Raw genomic sequence first — 18,352 nt, 5'->3', positions numbered from 1 at the left:
ACTCCTGGACGGGCTGGGGGTCTCAGTGGGACTGAGACTGAGACTGGGCCTGGGGCTGGAACTGAGACGGGGAACGGGGCTGGGACGGAATCGTGGCACGGACCTCGAAGCCGCCACCGGGGCGGGGTCCGGCCTCCAGTTCACCATCGAGCATCCGCACGCGGACACGCAGCCCGGCCAGCCCGCGTCCGCCGCCGGGGACGAGGCTCGGGCCGGGGACGGGCCCTTGGCCGGGGCCGGAGTCGGAGTCGGAGTCGGGACCAGGGACGGAGCCGAGGCCGGGGCCGGGGCCGGGGCCATCCGTGCTCACCCGGATCTCGACGCACTCCCCACCATGCCGGACGACGACCCGTGTCGGCCGCCCGGTCGCGTACTTCATCGCGTTGGTGAGCGCTTCCTGCACCACCCGGTACTCGGCCAACTCCACGTCCACGCTTCGCGGGAGCGGCTCGCCCCGCTCACTGAACTCGACCGGCTGACCCGACCTGCGGGCCTGCTCGACGAGGTCTCCCACGGTGCCGAGAGCGGGTCCGCGGCCCCCGTCCGAGGAGCCCCCACGGGCGGAGCCCTCACTCGTGGACTCGCCGGTCGCCTCCAACACCCCGAGCAGATAACGGAGTTCGGTCAGGGCCCGGCGGCCGGTGTCGCTGACGGAGGCCATGGCCGTGGTGGCGCGTTCCGGCGCGGACGTGATCAGGAACTGTGCCGCGTCCGCCTGCACCACCATGGCCGTCACATGATGGGTGACCACGTCGTGCAACTCCCGGGCGATCCGCGCCCGCTCGGCGGCCGTGGCCAACTCGGCGGCCAGCCGCCGCCGTTCCGCCTCTTCACGGCGCCGCCCGCGCACACCGCCGCCCACCAGCCGGACCGCCGCCAGCACCAGATAGAAGGCGAGATAGTCCATCGTGTGCTGCGGGGAGCCGAGCCGGTGCAGGACGACGGCCAGCACCACGTACCCCGCACTCGCCACGCCCGCCAGCCCCAGGCGGAAGCGGACCTGGTGGGCACCGGCCGAATACAGCGCCAGATACAGCCCCATGCTGCCGAACGTCGTCGCGAAACCCAGCGCCTGGTGCGCGGCGAACGCGGCGGCCACGACGACCAGACACCCCGCGGGCCACCGGCGGCGGACCGCGATCGGCAGGGTCTGGGCCAGGACCAGCCCGAGGCCCAGCGCGTTCGCCGGGCGCTCGGGCAGATCGCCGATCTGCGCCCCGATGACGGACAGGGTCGGCACGAAGGCGAGCAGGGTGAGCACCAGCGCGAGGACACCGTCCTTGAGGAGGGCGTCCCGCTCCCTCCACCGTGCGAGCGGTACCCGCAACCACGGTGCCCGCAAAAGGCCCTGATGGAACGTCACTTGCCCCTACCTCCGATCAGCGGGCGTCCCGTGCGGCGACGGCCTCGCCCCGGCGCCGCCCGGAACGCCGGGGCAGCAGACCGCCGTTCCGGCGGGCGAGGACGAACATCCGGACGGTGAGCAGCACACCGATGAGCACGGGCACGATCGATGCCTCCAGACCGAAGGTGCCGCCGCTGAGCAGGGCGCTGCCATGGGTGTCGACCGTGAACAGGCCCTTGGGAGTGTGCCCGGAGACCGGGATGCCGAGCAGTTGCTCGGCGGTGTTCCAGACGAAGTGCAGGCCCGCGACGAACCAGATGTTACGCCGCCACAGGAACGCGACACCGAGCATCACACCGGCCTCCAGGGCGATGGCGAGCGCGCTCCACGCACTCGCCCCCGGAGCGGCCAGGTGGGCGACGCCGAAGAACAGCCCGGTGATCACGATGGCCGCCCGGCTGCCCCACCGCTGCTCCAGGGCCTGGAGGGCGAGCCCCCGGAACAACAACTCCTCGGTGACCGCGGCCCCGGCCTGAACCATCGCGGCGGACCACACGACGGAGGAGAAGCCGTTGCCCGCCCAGGAGAACGTGTAGCCCCCGAACACCGTGATCAGGAGGGCGGAGACCAGAACGAAACCCAGCCCGACCGCACCGCCGCGCAGCGCCTCCCGGCCGGCCCCCTGCCGGGCGATCTCCGGGGTGGAGCGTCCCGCGACCCGGTGCATCACCACCCAGTACACGGCGACCGCCGCGACCGCACCCAGCACCGGCACCGGACCGGGCCCGGTCGCGGTCAGCCCCGAGACCAGGCCGACACCCACCAGCCCCACCAACATCCAGCCGAGCGGAGCCCGCACGACCCGCCCGAGCCGACCACCCTGCCCGCCCGGACGGGTCCCGTCCGGACGGGACCCCGCATCGTCGTGCGCAGCGGACGACATACCCATCGTGACCTCCCGACAGCCCCGGCCACTCCGACGGCGACCGACCTGACGACCACGCTAGAAATCCACGGCGATCCGCGAATCACCCGCGCAGGGACGGTCGGGGTAGCTCTCACGGGGGATGCGCGGGACCCTGGCCCACACCCGCTCACGCACACCTCAAGCAGCACCACGAAACAAAAAAGCGCCCGAGCCGACCGAAGCCGACCCGGACGCCACGTAGCAGGTCAGAGGACATGTCCCCCGCCTACGACTCGTAGGCCCTGTGGGACTCGAACCCACAACCAATGGATTAAAAGTCCTGGCCAAGGCTTGCCGGGTGGTTCCGGATGCTACTTCGAGGTCCGGAACTACCTGGTCAGGCAGGGTGGTACACCCCATCGAGTCCACGCCGTGATCGCTTGTGCCCCACCATCCGCTCACGCATCGCTCACGCATAGCGGGTCGCTGAGCAGGCGTTTCACTCCGAAGGGTCGACGCGCCAAACCGCGTCGACCGCACACTGACCGCGAGCATCTCGGTGGGGACGCCGTCCCGGCCGGGCAGGCCCGACAGAGCGCAGGCGCCAGCCGCCTTAGTCGTCTCCCGACACCATTCGGAAACGGTCGAACCGTTTCGGGGTACTGAACATAGGGCGGCCCCAGAAACCACCGGTGTCACGCCGCTGCAGTACGTCCTCCACGATCGTTCCCGCATCACGGTCGAAGCCAGCCGGGGCGAGCGAGACACGGTGGCAGAGCAGGTCTGAGTCGTCCTTCGAGTACCCCTCCCACTTGCCCGAGTCGTAGCGCTTCTCGGGCCGGATGACGTCGAGCAACTGATAAGCGTCAAGCGCCTGGTGGGTCTCATACGCCTCCCGTCCCAAACCGTAGAGGCCCTGCCTAACATCGCCCGAGACGTAGGTAACCGTGACTGGGTCGCCTTCATCGGCACCGACCACGACCCCGGAGTACTTGAGGCGGTCGAACCACATGAGCAAGGCCGCGATCTCGCTGTTCGTGAGCACGTGCACCCAGCCGCAGGTGAAGAACTCGACCGGGATCTCCACGTACATCTCGGTGTCGTCGGGCATCGTGTACGGGATGGCCGAGCTGACGGTGCTCGTTCCGTTCTCGCAGAGGAGCTGCAACCCGGCGGTGAACCGGCCAGGTTTGGTGTTCGCCCGCACGAGAGCCATCCCCTCCAGCGTCTTGAGGGCCGCCATGATCTGACGTCGACGGTTCACGTCCTGAGACGCCAGCTGGATGCCGGGACCGGCGTACTGGCTGATGGAGGCCGACAAACTCATCCACGACAGTGGCTGCTTCGCTGTCGACTCCACCGGGTAGGGGGCGTCCCACTGCTTCCCTGGCCCCACGGCGCACTGCGCGGCATACAGCATCGTCAGTAGAAGCCGGAGGTGGAGTCCCTTGGGGGTGACCATGCGGGCCGCGAACGGCTGCTCTTTCGTCGGAAGCGGCTTCCGCTCGTCCTTCAGGACCTTCATCTCGTCAAGCCGGTAGAAGGCCGAGCGAACTCGGATAGAGCTGGGCTTCTGCCCGCTCGCCCAGATCTGGCGCATCACCAGGTTGACGCCGCCGAGCATGCCGCTGCGAAGAGTTTGGAGGTGCGCGAGGCGGGTCTCGACCTTGCCGTCCTTGGGGCGCAAGTTGATCTACCTATTGGTCGCTACGGATTGATCTTAATGCCACCTTGATCCATTAATTTCTCAACTTTATCAACTTAATCAAGTGGGACAGCATGAGGATCAAAGCGTAGTCGAGCGTACCCGATGACCCGTCAAACGGGCTAGATGATTAGGGGGTGAGGTGCTGAACAGGCCCTCGCAGGCGGCCCGGAGGGCTTCTCCGGCCGCGTCCAATCGGGAGGGCCCCGGAGCATCGACGCCGGCAAGCACTTGGTGCTCCGGGCCCTCCAATCTCAAGGAGGCGGTACCTCTCTACATGGAACGTACAACAGAACAGCAGATGCAGCCCAGCCCTCAGGCTGGGGCGGAGGTCGGTACGAATCCCAGCAAGGCTCTGGGGTGGGCGACCTTCGGCCTCACGGCGACGTGCGCCGTGGGAGGGACGGTGATCGCCCTGGCGGTCTCCGCGCCGGTCGGACTGGCCGTGCTGGCGGTGGCTGCGGCTCCCGTCATCACTATCCAGATCATCCGCCGGTGAATCACGGAGGGCCGCAGTCGGACGCTGCGGCCCTCCGAGGCCACTTCCTACATGTCCAGACGCGGAGCGCGCACCATGAAGCCGTTGAGCCTGGCGCCCGTGTGCCGTACGACCGCCGAGAACACGAGCCGGCAATGGGCCTCGCGGCAAACGACACCGGACGGCGGCGAACCTTATAAAATTCCCACCACGAGCGAGGTAGAGTCTTTATAAGCCTGCCGCCAACCCTCGGAGGTCCCTTTGGCCCTGTCCGTCGCGACGCCGTCCCCTGAACCCGATAACGTACGGGCCCAGTTGGGCGGCATGGGCACCCGACTGGAGTTCCTGCACGACGTACTGCGTGCAGGAGAGGCAGCGCGGCGTACGGCCGTTCCAAATGACCCGACGGGAACGGCTGGTCGACGGGCCTACGAGGCGCACGTAAGGACCATCCGCGAGCTGCACATCGAGCGGGAGGGGTGGGCCCGACTCATCCACGGTCGTCTCGAACTTGTCTGCAACGCGGACCGGTCGATCGCGATGGGCGTGATGGTCGGCGACGCCGCCACGGGGCAGGTAAGTCTGTTCCCGAAGAACGCGCGTCGACGCGGACCTGCAACCGGCATGGTCACTCGCGCCAATGCTGGCGAAGGCGCCCCGCACATACAGACGGCTCTGTTCGTAGCCGGTGTCGGACCCGACGGGGTTGCGCTAAGCGAAGAAGAAGCATGCGCCCTGAAGACGTGGTTCCTGCTGTCCTTTCGCACCAAGATCGGCGAGACAGTACGGATCGACTGTGAGCTGTCGCAGCCTAAGACCTTCGAGGACGGCTTCGTGATCGAATGGGGTAGGCGGATTCCGCTCCCGGCTCTCGTGATGGACGGAATCGAACCTACGAACGATGATGGGCCCGAAGAGATTGACATCCCCGTCGACTTCCGCTGAGGCCCATCGGGTGGGGCGGCGAACCTTGTCGCCTCACCGTGCACCACCAATAACTGAGGCAGCCCCCATGGTGACCCCGTCCCGTATCACACTGGCCCGCAAGCGCAGGGGCCTCACCCTTGCCGAACTCTCGGGCCGGGCTGGGGTGTCACTTCAGAGCCTCTCGAACTACGAGACGGGGCGCACTGCGCCACGTTCTGACACGCTCGACAAGATCGCCTCGGCGCTGGACTTCCCCGTTGCCTTCTTCGGCGGCCCCGCCCTGGACGAGCTCCCGGCGGAAGGCATCTCCTGGCGAGCCCGCAGTAAGACGTCGGCACGGATACTCGAAGCCGCTCGGGCCGCCGGCACGTTGGGCGCAATGTTGTACGACTGGATCGACGAGAGATTCCGCCTGCCAGCAGCCAACGTGCCCTCGCTGGGCAAACCCGACCCTGAGACCGCCGCTGGCATGGTCCGCACCCGCTGGGATCTGGGAGAAGCGCCGGCACCCAACATGGTGCACCTGCTGGAGGCGCACGGAGTGCGGGTGTTCTCGCTGGACCCCGCTCATGCCGAGGTCGATGCATTCGCCGTATGGCGCGACGGCGTTCCTTTCGTGTTCCTCAACACGCTCAAGTCAGCTGAGCGAGGACGATTCGACGCAGCACACGAGCTGGGCCATCTCGTCATGCACGGCACGGAGCATGCCTGCTCAGGGCCCGAGGCCGAACGACAAGCGAACGAGTTCGCCTCCGCCTTCCTGATGCCTCGGGCGAGCGTTCTCGGGCACATGCCGTCGGGTGCACACGTCGACCAGATCCTTCGCGCCAAGCAGATCTGGAACGTTTCCGCCATGGCCCTGACTTACCGCATGCACGACTTGGGTCTGCTCTCCGAGTGGCAGTACCGGTCCACGTGCGCCGAGCTGAGCCGATTGGGGTACCGGTCCGGCGAACCGCGGGGCATGGGTCAACGCGAAACGTCGCAGGTTTTGACGAAGGTCTTCACCGCGCTGCGTTCGAAGCGAGTTCGCCCCTCGGCCATCGCGGCTGAGCTCGGGCTAACAAGTGAGGAAATGAACCGGCTCCTGTTCGGACTCACTCTCACCACCTTCGAGGGTGAGGGCCGATTCGCGACGGCCTCGGTGAAGCGCAGTCTGTCAATCGTTCCCTGAGAAGACGGCAGGCGTCGGGGGATCGCTAGTCACAGGAGCGCCTGGACGGCTTCTACTCACGGCTTGATCTTCGTGCTCATCTGGTTGGTAGTGAACGCGGTGCAGACGAATGCGGCAGCAATCGCCATGTTTCGGTGTTTCCCGTCGCGTACAGCTCGTTGTTTGCCTCGGCCCACGAGTTGTCGTCGGCACCGTCGATGAAAATGCCGCGTCACCGAAGGCTTCCCGCAGGCCGGGGAGATGAGCGACGAGGAGGCATGCCAGAGGCAAGACCCTCCTCAGTCTCCGTGCGGCAAGACGTTCCGAGGTAGGACTGGTATCCCACTTCGAACCCTGATGCCTACGGAAGGATCCGCCTGACCGAAGCATGATCGGCGAAGTCCGCTACGTAAACGGTGCCTTTGTCGTCAAGGCAGATCGCATCAGGGTTCTGCAAGCCTGCGGCTACCGCGACGAGCTCGCCATCTCTGAGACATAGCAACTGCCCTTTATAAAAGGCCGCAACATAGATTTCCCCGCTGGGCGCCGCCGCCAAGGCGCCGTGTGTATTGCTGCTCAGCGGCTCGTTGAGAAGGTCCTCAGGTGTCTCGGGGTGGTCTGGGTCCAGGCGGCAGATCTGTTGTTCCTCCCCATGCCCAGTGATGGCGAGCAATCTGCCAGTGCCGGGCTCTGAGGTAAGTCGCTCGATCGCGGTAGGGGTCTGGCCGAGCAGAGTGCACTGGCCATCGGAGGTACAGCGCCACAGAGTCCTGCTATGCATGGCAACGATCAGCTCTGCTCCCTGCCAGGCGAAGCCCGTGATGGACTCTTCAGGTTCAGGCTTGGTGATTGTATAGCTGCAGCTCAGGTTGGAGACGGCTGTTAGGACGAGCAGATCTGGCTCGCCATGAAGTTGCAGAGCCACGTCCCCATTGGCCGCCGACGCCAGCATGTTGACGCCGCCGTAATTTGGTGGTTGGAGTTGGACAGCTGCTGCCGGCTGAAAGCAACCGGTCTTCGGGTCGACGCGCCAGATGGTCGCTTCCCTGGTCGCGATGAGCACCCCAGTTCGGCCGGTAAAGGCGAGGCTGGTGACTGGTGGAAGAGCAGTAACCCAGTCCGCGAGAGTGCCGCGAGGATGAGCGACGGCTTCCACCGCTGCCTCGGCATACTGCCCGTCGTACTCCAGGCGCAGCGTGCACCGGCCAGCTGTGAGGACTCGCAGGGAGCCCTTTTCAAATGAGACGATCTTCTTGTCATCGGTCCGAATACCAGGGTTCTCGATGATTTCGGTCCAGGTAGCTGTCCCGTCCGTCTTCCACACCAGCGCACGGATAGGGGGAGCCTCGCCGACACGGGCTTTGATGAGCGGCGGCTCCAGGGAGACCTGCATCGTGCGCGCCGGGTGAGCTGCGGCCTTAGGATCGCCGTCAAAGAGATTCGATGCGTTGAAGACCATGAAGGAAGGTTCGTTGGAACGCCCTCGGGCCCATGCTGTGGGCAATGTGGTCGTACTGTCCCAGCTCCAGCTGACGTAGTCACCGGGCGTGTATGGAGTCCTAGTCGCTACGATGCGCTGGCCCTGGACACTAGCTTCCATTGTTGCCAGCCGGATACCTGTCGCGTCCAGAGGAACGGCACAGTTCTGGTCGGAATAGAGAGGGATATCGACCTCTACTACTCGGTACCAGTTCACTTGCCCTGCTCCGCGGACCAGCCAGATCGACTTACTGGGGCTTTGAAGCGACCCATCAATCAGGACGATGTCATGTTCATCGGTTGGGATCCCAGCTGTAGTTACAGTGATTGTGCCTACATCACGCCGCAGCACTCGACATGGTTTCTCATCGATGAGGACGCGGGTGGTGGGGGAGGCTCGCACCACCCTCAGGGTCAGCGTTTCGTCGTGCCGTTGTGCGTATCCAGTGATGGCGGGAGTAACGGCGATGTCTCGGTCAAGGAGGTCGAGCAGAACGCAGGCATGAGCGAGAATTCGAACGCATTCGGTCAGGGTACGACAAACGAGGTTGGGCCTATTTTTGTGGGCACGGTCTCCACGATGTAGGCCGATCGCAGCACTGAACATCTCATGAAGCCGCTGCTGATCCTGTTTCCTCTCGGAAACCCGGATTCTGTATGGCTCTTCCAGAAAAGCTTGGTGCAGAAGCAAGCCGCCGATCGTGTCTGTCAGACCAGTACGGCGTTGGACGCGTTCTTCGACATGGCGGAATGCGTCGAAGATTGCGTCGTCGTAGCGGCCTTGGCTAACCGCTTCGGTACACAATTCGACGACATCGTCTCTCAGTACGGACAGCAGCAGCTCGTGGACCCCTTGTCGGATCACAACAGCCGCGCTCTCACTGGCCACGCCGGTGTCTTCTGCAGCGACCGAAACACTCACGGTATCCGTAGCGGACGGCTGCAAGGTGGGGTTTTTCACGCTGCGTTGGAAATCATCCTCCACCGCGAGAAGATCAGCGACACTGCGCACGTCACGGTAATTCCGCAACCGACGCCGGTCAATTGAGAATGTCCAGTCCCAGGAACCTGCAGGGGAGTACCCCGCTGACTGCCAAAAACTGGGTACGAGCATCCCTAGGAACCGGATGCGGGTCATCTGCACGCGGGCCCAGACTGCGTCCGCAGAAACCGGCCCTGCACCCACGGATTCCGGTTCCTCCGGATCCGGCAAGGGTCCCAAGTTCAGTCCGAGGGCCGCGGAATACTCGCGGCTGGTGAGCGCCAGCTCCGTCTTGTCGACAGACGCATCTAGCTCTTGCTCGCAGGCCCAAGCGAGGAATGCAGCCAGTGCTTCAAGGTCTTGCCGGCCGCCCTGACACACGTCGATACCACGCAAGGTCAGACGCACCTCGTCATTGTCGTAGAATCCGGTTCGCTGCCACGGATGCATTAGCAACTGATCCGGAATAGATAGCAAGGCCGCCTGCGTGTCACTGATACCCAAGGACCTGTCCATGTGCAGGTCAACCGTGCGATATGTGGGCCAGGTACCCTCGGGGTAGACCAAGCCATAGACCAAATCCAGAATCTCTTGATCCTGCCTCTCAACCACCATTGGCCCATTCTGGCTGAGTGCGAGAGCTACCGCAGGACTTCAGCGCTACCGAGAAGGCCCGTCTGGTGGAACACCGGGTTGCCCTAGCCAGGTTGACGGCGGTGCCACTGGCACGCCTCCGTCTCTGGTTCAACGGGCTCCCGAGCGGTTCGGCGATCCGGTCTGACAAGCACTGGAGTTCTCTGAAGCGTTAGCCGCTAGCGTATGAGGCGTGACCACTCTTTGATGCGCGAGCGATCTGGTTGACATTGACGCCGATCAAGATGATCAGTCAGGCACCCAGGAGGTCATAGCAGTCACTGCAACGCATCGATGATCTTAGATAGCTGGTAGATCGACTCCCCGCTGTGCCTCTTGGCCACCATGCAGCCCAAAACGGTGGCCCGATCCAGGCGCCCTTGGTCGCGCATCTCCCGCAAGGTGTCACGTGCCCGGTCCTGCCCAAAGCCCCTGGCCCATCTGTTGTTGCCATTGGCGTGAATAAACTCCAAGTCCGCGAGCTCAGATGCAGTTCGTGTGTCCTCGGTCGTTTCGTTAATCAGCAGGTTTCGGGCACCAAGTTCCATCGCCCATCCGATCAGAGGGTCCATCCTGTGCTCGACCGCAACCAGGGACGAGCCCTGGGCGTAGTCCGCTGCCATACCCATGAGCTTGTAGTCCGGGAGGTAAACCAACACAGGACCGTTACCGTTCCTGGGATTTCTGGCGCGCGCCGTCGTTGCCGAATAGTTGCTGGCGAACCAAGTGATGGGGGCCACTCCCATTGTCCATGGTGTCTTGTCTGGAGTGAGCAGTAGCGGTTCAACTCCAGAGCGCTGCGCTTCCTCCAGCACCCAATCGATCGCCAACTGGGCGGCATCGCCGGGGGCGGTCAAAGGAGCTTCGTCAGGAACCCATGCGGTGGCGTAGGACACATCGCTCATAGAGCGAGAGTATCTGGCGCTACTGACATACCCCCTCTCACGACCACGCTCACCGGAAGGGTGGATACAGCGGATGGACGTGTGTTTGGCCAGTCAGCGGGTCGCACGGAGCATCACGGTGAGGACTGGCGAGGCGGGTGACGGCTGGCTCTGTCCGATGTCCTCGTACCCCCACAACTCGTAGAGCGCGTGGACCTTTCCGTCGCCGGCGGCCGGGTTGACCATAAGCGTGACGTACGGCTCGTCGCGGGTGGCCAGGAGAGCGTCGTGGATACGGCGAGCGGTGCCGGTCTTCCGCCAGGTCGGCCGGACGCCGATCTCCTTCAGGGCCACGGCCGGACGCTCGGTGTACTTCTCCGCCGGCGCCGGGCTGGTGCGCTGCCAGTAACGGTCGCCGTGCTCGATGGTGTTGCCGTAGGCGTAGCCGACCGGATGTCCGTCCGCGTAAGCGAGGACGGCCGTGAACCCCGGCTCGGTGCCGTGCCGGTCCAGGCGCTCGCCGAAGGCGGTGACGGCGTAGTTCGGCAGGTGGAGGAGAGGGGCGCGCACCTCGGCGTACACGTCGAGGAGGTCGCCTCGGACGGAGTCGAGGGTCGTGAAGGTGCGCAGTTCGATCGCGGGCGCCGTGGTCATGCAGCCATCCTCCAGGTGGCGGCGTGCTCGGTCCAGGTCTGCACACTGGGGCTGCCTGGCGCGGTGGCGCGCAGAGCGGCCCCGAACTCCTGGAGCATGCGCGTGACCCGGGCGTGCTGAGTGGCGGCGTCGACGGGGACCTTCATCGCCGTGGCCGTGGCGGCGTCCGGGACGCCCTGGGCCAGCTGGGCGTGGGCGAGGCGGGTCGTGGTGATTGCCCGGGACCGGATCATGTGGGGCCGGAGGGCGGACAGGCAGCGGTGGGCGTAGTACTCGGCGGTCGAGTAGTCGCCGAGCGCCAGGTGTGCTGACAGGGCCAGGGAGTCCAGCTCGGCCTGGTCGTAGAAGGCGAGCATCCACACCGGGCGGAAGTCCGCGGGGTCGGCGCGCAGCATGGCGTCCTGGGCCTGCTCGAAGGCGCGGCGGGTTCCGGTGCGGTCCTGGGCTGCGCCGTGGATGGCGCCCTGGCGGGCCAGGCCGAGGGAGGCGAACAGGGGGTCTCGGCGGGTGAGGTGCAGGTTGCGGGCGACGTCGTTGGCGGCGAACGCGTCGGCGGGGCGGCCCATGTGCCGGTACATGGTGCCCGCGTGGCTCCAGATGCGGAACTTGATCGCCTGGTCGCCGGACATCTCGGCGAGGGCCTGAGCCTCGCGCATGTGTGCCTTGGCGATGTCGTAGCGGCGGCCGTCGATGGCCGCCCACATCGCGGAGGATCGGAACGCGGCTGCGGAGGCGTAGAGGTTGCTGCGTACCCGTTGGCTGGCGCTGCCGGCGTTCTGGAGGTTCAGGGCCTCGTCAGCAAGGGCGGCGGCCCGTTGCTCGATGCCGAGTTGGCCGCCATGGCGGTGGTCGCTGGCGATGATCTCGGCGAAGCGCTTCTGGAGGCGGTCGACGTCGCTCATGCCGATACGGCGCGGGGATGCGGTGCCGGGAGCGGCTGCTGCAGCGGCGGCAGCCGCTGCGATCCCGCCGACGAGGGTACGGCGCTTCATGTCGAGGTCCTCCTGCTGCGGTGGGACTGGGGTGGACGTAGGCCGGCCCCGTGGCACGAACCCTAAAGCGATCGCGGGCAGGCCGCTGACGTCCTCAAGTGCCTTGCGGGTAGCCGATTTGGGCCATGTGACCCGGCCTGCCTTCCAGTCCCGGACCGATGAGCCGTCGAGGCCGCCGTGTCTCCCGGTCAGCTGCTCTAAGGCCCTGTTCACAGCGTCGGCGAGGCTGTTGGAGCTGTAGCCGTGTTCGGCCATCCACGCCTCAAGAACGGTGTTGCGCGTGGTGTCCATGTCCGCACGGTAGCTCTCACGCCCCTTCACCCACCAGGCAAAGGGGAGGTCAAATCACCCTAGGTCCTTCCATCGCAAGGGTGCTTGATCGCCCTAACCACCTTGCCTGGAAAGGGAGTTGTCTTGTTGTCGGTCGCCCGTCACGCCCCACCGTGCGGGCGGCTGTTGACGGCCCGGCCTGCCCCTGAGGCTCCCCCGCAGGGGCAGGCCGGGCGCCGAGACAACCCGAAGGCTCCCCCCAATGACGAGTCTCACTACGCAAGTTCATGTCGCCAGCGTCGGACACCCCACCTACTGCCAGACGTTTCCCTGCGAGCCGTCCACGGCCGAGGTCGGCCGCCAGCTCCTCCGGGACGTCCTCGGCATATGGCGGCTCGACGAGCTCGCCGACCACGCCGCGCTGATCGTCACGGAGTTGATCGCCAACGCCGCCAGGCACACCCCGTGCAACGAGATCCGTCTGATGGTCGAGCGGCCGAGCGCGACACGGCTCCGTGTCGGGGTACTGGACCGGGCGCCAACGAGCCTGCCGACCCTCGGCGAGGCCGATGTCGATGACGAGTCGGGTCGTGGGCTGTTGCTCATCGACTCAGTCGCCGACCGCTGGGGGTACGACCTGCACGGCTCGGGCAGACGCCCGTGGGCCAAGGAAGTCTGGGCCGAACTCCGCATCAAGGACGCCGCGTGAAGCCCCTGGCCAAGGCGAGCCCGCCACTCCCGCACGTTGGCCACCTCAGCCCTCGCCAGCAGATGGCCATGGACTGTGCCTTCTGCGCCCGCCGACTGGGAGCGAGTGGCTGGGGGCTGGGCGACGTACGACACCGGGGTCTGCCGTTCCGGCTCTGGGTCTGCATACCCGACTGCCAGGTGGCCAGACCGACCGCCCCGTCCGGCTGAGAAAGGTGACGTTCTCCCATGGAGTGGCCCTGGACCACCGGCGACTGCTGGCTCGGCTGCGAGCGCACCAGCGTCCTGGTCGTCTGGCTCGGCCCAGTGCAGTGGGACGGGCAACACGCCCCCTTCTACGCCTGTGAGCTGTGCCTCGACCGTCTCAAGGACCAGGCGCTCACCTACTTCATGAAGCGGCGACCTGCGACCGCTTGATCACTCTCGGCACATGACTTCCCGGCGTGAGACCGACAACCCGCGAGGACCACCTCGCGGAGCGCGTCCCTCGTGCCGGGTTGCCAGGAACCGGCCGGGGAGCCAGCCGTCCGGCATTGCTCCCTGCCATGGGGCCTGGTGGGCACCACAGTCCAGCAACACCCCAATGATCACTAGGAGTTGAAGTATGACGCGCAGCGCCGTAGTTCCCAGCCGCACCGAAGTACGCCCGCAGATCCCAGGGACATCGGACGGCTTCGACCTGGACGTCTCGCTCGTCGAGATCGCCGACCCGGCCGGCCTGGTCAACCTGACGGACGACAACTGCGGGTCCACCTGCGGCGCCTGCACCACCAACGTCGCCTGACCGGCCCCGAGTTCGCTCCGGTCTGGTGCCGCCGCGCCTCGACGCGGCGGCACCAGCCAACCGTTCCCTCGCCTACGGAGGTAGTTGGTGGTTGCCCTGCCCGCAGCGTTCCGCACCGGAGCTACTGCTGTCGTGCGCGCCGTGGCCCGGCCGTCGCTGCCGGTCCCTCCGTGCCCTGACCTCGATGGCCGTTCGCCCGGTGGTTCGTCCGCCTGTACGGCGTGGCTCCGCGCCGTCTGGGCGAACCAGGACATCGCCGAGGCACTCCAGTACTCCAGCCCGGTCCTGGCCGCGCAGGTAGAAGCCCTCTGCACGGCCGAGCATCCCCACCACCGAGACGTGCGGCGCGCGGCACAGTCCGTAGCCCGCTACCTGCTGCGTGCCCAGCACCGCGCGACGCCCTTCGGCCTGTTCGCCGGGGTGACCATCGCAGGGTTCGGGGCGTCGGCGCGTGCGGACTGGGGCGAGGAGCACGTGGCCGTTGGCCGCGCGGGGGCAGAGTGGCTGACCACCGTGGTCGAACGACTGGAGTCGTGTCCGGATCTTCTCGAACGGCTGCCCGTCGTCGTCAACAACACCGTGACCAGCCGGGGAGACCGGCTCATCGTGCCGTTCCAGTCGGACGTCCAGAACGGGCGCGCCCATGCAGTGGAGGCGTCCCTGCCCCTGACCGAACCAGTGCGCGCGGTCCTCGCCGCAACCCGGGCGCCGATCCGGTTCGTCACCCTCGTGGAGAAGCTCCAGGCGGATTTCCCCGAGGCCGGGCGAGACAAGGCACATCATCTACTGACGGAACTGATCCGGCGGCGGGTACTGATCACGATCCTGCACGCACCGAGCACCGAGACCGACGCTCTCGGGTATCTGCTGGGCCAACTCGACGTGATCGAAGCCGGAAACCTCGCCTCGGTCACGGAGACGGTGCGCGAGCTGCACTCGGTCAGGGCGGGCATGGAGGATTGCGCCACGCACAGCGGTCGGGTCGATGTTGCGGCACGGATGCGGGCTCTCGCCCCTGGCCTCTTGCGCCGCCACCCCATCGCGCTCGACCTCCGCCTGGACGCGCAGATCGTTCTGCCGGACGAGGTCGCCCGAGAGATCGAGCGCGCCGCCCTCATCCTGACTCGGCTGAGTAGCCGCCCGTACGGAGCCGCCGCGTGGAACGACTACCACCAGCGGTTCTACGAGCGATACGGCATCGGCACATTGGTGCCGCTCCAGGAGGTCGTGGCGGACAGCGGCACCGGTTATCCCGACGGCTATCCGGGCGCCCCGGCCGACGCACGCCGACCCCGTATTTCCGCTCGGGACGACGTCCTCGTACGGCTCGCGCAGGCCGCAGCACTCGACGGACAGGACGAGGTGGTCCTCACCGACGAGCTGATCCGGGCCCTGGACGAGGGGCCCGAAGAGCCCCGCCTACCACCGCACTTGGAGGTCGGGGTGCGCGTCCACGCACCCAGCCCGGAGGAGTTGCAGCGCGGGAGGTTCCGGTTGGAGGTCATGAGCGTCTGCCGTGGTGCTGGCGTCTCAACCGGCAGGTTCCTCAGCGTGCTCTCCCCAGCAGACCGGCAGGCCCTGGCCGCCGAACTCGCCGACCTCCCGACCGCGGACGGCAACACCGTGCCCGCGCAGCTGTCGTTCCCGCCCCTGCTCTCTGCGAGCGCCCACGTCACCCGCGCTCAGCAGATCCTCCCCACCGTGATCAGCCTCCAGGAGCATCGCGCCCCACGGGACTCCGTTCTCGCTCCTGAGGACTTGGCCGTGGGATGCGACGGCCGCCGCATGTACCTGGCCGCCCCGGAGCGAGGCCATCGCGTCGAGGCTGTAGGGATGCACGCCCTGAATCTGCACGCGCACACCCCGCCATTGGCGCGGTTCCTCACCGAGTTGTCCCGCGCGCAGTGCGCCCAAGTCACCGTGTTCGACTGGGGTGCCGCCGCCGCGATGCCGTTCCTGCCACGGCTGCGGTACGGGCGCACCGTCCTTGCCTCAGCCCGCTGGCGGCTGGAGGCACGCGAACTGCCCGCCCGCGCCCGGCCTCGGGCCGAATGGGATGCCGCGCTCGCCGACTGGCGGGCTCGGCGGCGACTGCCGCGCCGCGTCCACCTCGTCGAGGACGACCGGCGCCTCTTCCTCGACCTCGACGAGGCCAGCCGCCGCACGCTCCTGCGCCAGCACCTCGACCGCACACGCCTAGCCGTACTGGTCGAGGCTCCGGATCCGGAGGCGTACGGCTGGTGCGGCGGCCGAGCCCACGAGGTCGTGGTGCCGCTCAAGGCGACCCGACCTCCGAAGTGGCCGCCGCTGCCCGCACCCAGCCGCGCCCGTACGTTCTCTGCTGCCCAGATGCAGACACCCGCCGCTTCCTCGGTTCTTCTGACCGCTCTGTATGGCGACCCCCGTCGCCAAGACGTGCTGCTTTCAAGGCACTTGCCCGTCCTACTCGAACAACTCCGCAACCCGCCCTGGTGGTTCATCCGCTTCCGCGACCCAGGCCAACACCTCCGCCTTCGCATCGCCCTACCCGGCCCGGACGCCTTCGCCTACACGGCCCGAACGGTGAGCGCGTGGGCCGACGATCTGCGCGGCGCTGGCCTGCTGACCGATCTGCGCTACCCCACCTCCTACCGGGAGATGGGCCGTTGGGGATCCGGCACCGCATGGGAGGCGGCCGAGAACGTGTTCCGGGCGGACTCGCGCGCCGTCCTGGCCCAGCTTGCCCAGCCTCAACGGCCAAGCCAGCGCGCGCTGGTGGCGGCCCACACGGTGGCTGTCGTCTCCGCCTTCCTCGGTTCCACCGAGGCCGGCATGCAATGGCTGATCGACCACGTTCCGCCGACCGCACCTGTGCCCATTCCACGCCCGCAGTTCACCGAGGCCGTACGGCTGGCCGACCCGAGCGACAACTGGTCGGCCCTTCGCGGAGTCCCGGGCGGAGACGCCGTCGTGTCGGGATGGGCCGACCGGGAGTCAGCGCTCGCCGCGTACCGGCCGCACCTGCCTGGCCCGGACACCGAGGGCATCGCCGTCGATGACGTGTTGACCTCCCTGCTGCACGTCCACTTCGTGCGCCACGTCGCCGTGAACTTCCCGGAGGAAGAGGTGTGCCTCTATCTGGCGCGCGCCTCCGCCTTGGCCTGGACTGCCCGAGCCTGGAGGAAGACCTCGTGACCACTTACCCCGCGCTCGGCCTGGTCGACGCGATCGCCGCCCGGCTCGCGCACCCTGGCACGGCGTCTCCCTGCCCCTACGAACACCGGCAACACCTCGCTTACGGCCCTCCCGGAATCGCGCTCCTGTACATCGAGCTGGCCGCGAACGGCCTCGGCCCGTGGCAGTGCGCACACGACTGGCTCGCCGCCGCCTCCCGGCAGCCGTTGACCAGCGGCCCGGACAGCTACCCCTTCTACGGGGCGCCGGCCATCGCCCACGCCATGGCCAGCGCCGCGGACTACCTTCCCGCTTCCTACGAGAGCGCCCTCACCACGCTGGACCGGCAGATCGTGGTCGATGTCGAACGCCGTCTCGACGCGGCACACCAACGCCTCGGTGCCGGATGCCTGCCGCAACTCGCCGAGTACGACACCATCCGGGGCCTTGCCGGTTACGGCGCCTACCTCCTGCGCCGAGACCCCGACAGCCGCACGACACGCGCCATCCTCAACTACTGCGTACGCCTCACCGAACCGATCACCCACCGCAGAGAGACCCTGCCGGGCTGGTGGACGCAGACAGGCCCATCAGGGAACCCGGACGACCGATTCCCCGGCGGGCACGCCAACAACGGCATGGCACACGGCATCGGCGGCGTACTTGCGCTCCTCGCCCTCGCCGCCCGCAGCGGCACCCTCGTCGAAGGACACCACGCTGCGCTGCGCACCATCCTGGCCTGGCTGGACCGATGGCGGGAGGAGACCGGTCACGGGCCGACCTGGCCGTACTGGATCACCCAGACCGAACTGCGTAGCGGTCGCCTCGCCCCGTCAGTGCCCCGACGGCCTTCCTGGTGTTACGGCACCACCGGCCTCGCCCGCGCCCAGCAACTCGCCGCGCTTGCCCTTGGCGACACCCGTCGCCAGATCGACGCGGAGAACGCGCTCGTGGCCGCCCTCTCCGACCCCGAACAGCTCAGGGCCACAACGGACAACGGCCTGTGCCACGGCTTCGCCGGCCTCGCCCACGTCGCCGCCCGTACGGCGGACGACGCCCACCCCTCAACCTCGGGCCAGCTCCGCGCCGCAATCCCGGCATTGCTCACAGCGATCCACCCGGCGGACACAGACCCCGAACGGACCGCCACCGGACTAATCCAGAACGACCAACGGGGCCCCGGACTGCTCGACGGCGCCGCCGGTATAGCCCTGGCGCTGCTCGCGCCCGACACCGCCGTACGGCCCCAGACAGCCTGGGACGCCTGCCTACTCATCGCCTGATCCGCAGACGAAGGA

General features: G+C 67.1%; 15 protein-coding genes. 8 read left to right on the top strand and 7 right to left on the bottom strand.

All coding sequences use genetic code 11. The annotated features are described in order from the left end of the window. Nucleotides 1-22 precede the first annotated feature (22 nt). From ACIQPR_RS13220 to ACIQPR_RS13210, 3 genes are all read right to left on the bottom strand, one after another. Nucleotides 23-1,363 (bottom strand): sensor histidine kinase, encoded by a 1,341-nt coding sequence (locus tag ACIQPR_RS13220; RefSeq protein WP_403646324.1) that lies wholly within the window; start codon nt 1,361-1,363, stop codon nt 23-25. Nucleotides 1,364-1,379: 16 nt separating this feature from the next. Next, nucleotides 1,380-2,183 (bottom strand): lysostaphin resistance A-like protein, encoded by an 804-nt coding sequence (locus ACIQPR_RS13215; protein WP_403646322.1) that lies wholly within the window; start codon nt 2,181-2,183, stop codon nt 1,380-1,382. A 682-nt stretch (nt 2,184-2,865) separates the two neighbouring features. After that, a complete protein-coding gene (locus ACIQPR_RS13210) occupies nt 2,866-3,939 on the bottom strand; it encodes a hypothetical protein (protein ID WP_403646320.1) in 1,074 nt (357 codons plus the stop codon). A gap of 295 nt (nt 3,940-4,234) precedes the next feature. Here ACIQPR_RS13210 and ACIQPR_RS13205 point away from each other — a divergent pair, with 295 nt between their 5' ends. The 3 genes from ACIQPR_RS13205 (at nt 4,235) to ACIQPR_RS13195 (ending at nt 6,536) form a co-directional block, all read left to right on the top strand. Then, on the top strand, nt 4,235-4,456 hold the full coding sequence (locus tag ACIQPR_RS13205) for a hypothetical protein (protein ID WP_403646317.1): 222 nt from the start codon (nt 4,235-4,237) through the stop codon (nt 4,454-4,456). 303 nt (nt 4,457-4,759) lie between these two features. Beyond that, complete coding sequence (locus ACIQPR_RS13200; protein WP_403646315.1) at nt 4,760-5,380, top strand: hypothetical protein; 621 nt, start codon at nt 4,760-4,762, stop codon at nt 5,378-5,380. A gap of 67 nt (nt 5,381-5,447) precedes the next feature. After that, complete coding sequence (locus ACIQPR_RS13195) at nt 5,448-6,536, top strand: helix-turn-helix domain-containing protein (protein WP_403646312.1); 1,089 nt, start codon at nt 5,448-5,450, stop codon at nt 6,534-6,536. A gap of 340 nt (nt 6,537-6,876) precedes the next feature. On the opposite strand, the gene ACIQPR_RS13190 is transcribed toward ACIQPR_RS13195, so the two are convergent. The 4 genes from ACIQPR_RS13190 to ACIQPR_RS13175 all read right to left on the bottom strand — a co-directional run bounded on the left by ACIQPR_RS13190 (nt 6,877) and on the right by ACIQPR_RS13175 (nt 12,430). Next, nucleotides 6,877-9,591 (bottom strand): TIGR02391 family protein, encoded by a 2,715-nt coding sequence (locus ACIQPR_RS13190; RefSeq protein ID WP_403646309.1) that lies wholly within the window; start codon nt 9,589-9,591, stop codon nt 6,877-6,879. Between the two features lie 296 nt (nt 9,592-9,887). Next, nucleotides 9,888-10,514, bottom strand: coding sequence for a hypothetical protein (locus ACIQPR_RS13185; RefSeq protein WP_403646308.1), 627 nt, complete (start codon nt 10,512-10,514; stop codon nt 9,888-9,890). 93 nt (nt 10,515-10,607) lie between these two features. Beyond that, nucleotides 10,608-11,147 (bottom strand): GNAT family N-acetyltransferase, encoded by a 540-nt coding sequence (locus ACIQPR_RS13180; protein WP_403646305.1) that lies wholly within the window; start codon nt 11,145-11,147, stop codon nt 10,608-10,610. Next, on the bottom strand, nt 11,144-12,430 hold the full coding sequence (locus ACIQPR_RS13175; RefSeq protein WP_403646302.1) for an XRE family transcriptional regulator: 1,287 nt from the start codon (nt 12,428-12,430) through the stop codon (nt 11,144-11,146). The genes ACIQPR_RS13180 and ACIQPR_RS13175 overlap by 4 nt, the downstream gene beginning before the upstream one ends. A 241-nt stretch (nt 12,431-12,671) precedes the next feature. Here ACIQPR_RS13175 and ACIQPR_RS13170 point away from each other — a divergent pair, with 241 nt between their 5' ends. The 5 genes from ACIQPR_RS13170 to ACIQPR_RS13150 all read left to right on the top strand — a co-directional run bounded on the left by ACIQPR_RS13170 (nt 12,672) and on the right by ACIQPR_RS13150 (nt 18,337). Beyond that, nucleotides 12,672-13,118, top strand: coding sequence for an ATP-binding protein (locus ACIQPR_RS13170; protein WP_403646300.1), 447 nt, complete (start codon nt 12,672-12,674; stop codon nt 13,116-13,118). A 227-nt stretch (nt 13,119-13,345) separates the two neighbouring features. Then, entirely contained in the window at nt 13,346-13,534 is a 189-nt protein-coding gene (locus ACIQPR_RS13165) for a hypothetical protein (protein WP_403646297.1), read from the top strand. A 187-nt stretch (nt 13,535-13,721) separates the two neighbouring features. Next, entirely contained in the window at nt 13,722-13,901 is a 180-nt protein-coding gene (locus ACIQPR_RS13160; RefSeq protein WP_403646294.1) for an FxLD family lanthipeptide, read from the top strand. 252 nt (nt 13,902-14,153) lie between these two features. Further along, on the top strand, nt 14,154-17,075 hold the full coding sequence (locus ACIQPR_RS13155) for a lantibiotic dehydratase (protein ID WP_403646488.1): 2,922 nt from the start codon (nt 14,154-14,156) through the stop codon (nt 17,073-17,075). Further along, nucleotides 17,072-18,337: a lanthionine synthetase C family protein gene (locus ACIQPR_RS13150; protein ID WP_403646291.1), complete on the top strand. Its 1,266-nt coding sequence runs from the start codon at nt 17,072-17,074 to the stop codon at nt 18,335-18,337. Before ACIQPR_RS13155 ends, ACIQPR_RS13150 begins: the two co-directional genes overlap by 4 nt. Nucleotides 18,338-18,352: the final 15 nt, after the last annotated feature.

The organism is Streptomyces sp. NPDC091280, from assembly GCF_044768565.1.
Lineage (GTDB): Bacteria > Actinomycetota > Actinomycetes > Streptomycetales > Streptomycetaceae > Streptomyces.
Note: the sequence above shows the minus strand (reverse complement) of the source record. Positions and strands in the feature narration are given on the sequence as shown.

Bases quoted from the DNA above. Each gene is read 5' to 3' on its own strand.
- ACIQPR_RS13170 (WP_403646300.1), top strand. From the start codon at position 12,672: ATGACGAGTCTCACTACGCAAGTTCATGTCGCCAGCGTCGGACACCCC.
- ACIQPR_RS13215 (WP_403646322.1), bottom strand. From the start codon at position 2,183: ATGTTGGTGGGGCTGGTGGGTGTCGGCCTGGTCTCGGGGCTGACCGCG.
- ACIQPR_RS13160 (WP_403646294.1), top strand. From the start codon at position 13,722: ATGACGCGCAGCGCCGTAGTTCCCAGCCGCACCGAAGTACGCCCGCAG.
- ACIQPR_RS13200 (WP_403646315.1), top strand. From the start codon at position 4,760: ATGGGCACCCGACTGGAGTTCCTGCACGACGTACTGCGTGCAGGAGAG.
- ACIQPR_RS13190 (WP_403646309.1), bottom strand. From the start codon at position 9,591: ATGGTGGTTGAGAGGCAGGATCAAGAGATTCTGGATTTGGTCTATGGC.
- ACIQPR_RS13185 (WP_403646308.1), bottom strand. From the start codon at position 10,514: ATGAGCGATGTGTCCTACGCCACCGCATGGGTTCCTGACGAAGCTCCT.
- ACIQPR_RS13175 (WP_403646302.1), bottom strand. From the start codon at position 12,430: ATGGACACCACGCGCAACACCGTTCTTGAGGCGTGGATGGCCGAACAC.
- ACIQPR_RS13165 (WP_403646297.1), top strand. From the start codon at position 13,346: ATGGAGTGGCCCTGGACCACCGGCGACTGCTGGCTCGGCTGCGAGCGC.
- ACIQPR_RS13195 (WP_403646312.1), top strand. From the start codon at position 5,448: ATGGTGACCCCGTCCCGTATCACACTGGCCCGCAAGCGCAGGGGCCTC.
- ACIQPR_RS13180 (WP_403646305.1), bottom strand. From the start codon at position 11,147: ATGACCACGGCGCCCGCGATCGAACTGCGCACCTTCACGACCCTCGAC.
- ACIQPR_RS13205 (WP_403646317.1), top strand. From the start codon at position 4,235: ATGGAACGTACAACAGAACAGCAGATGCAGCCCAGCCCTCAGGCTGGG.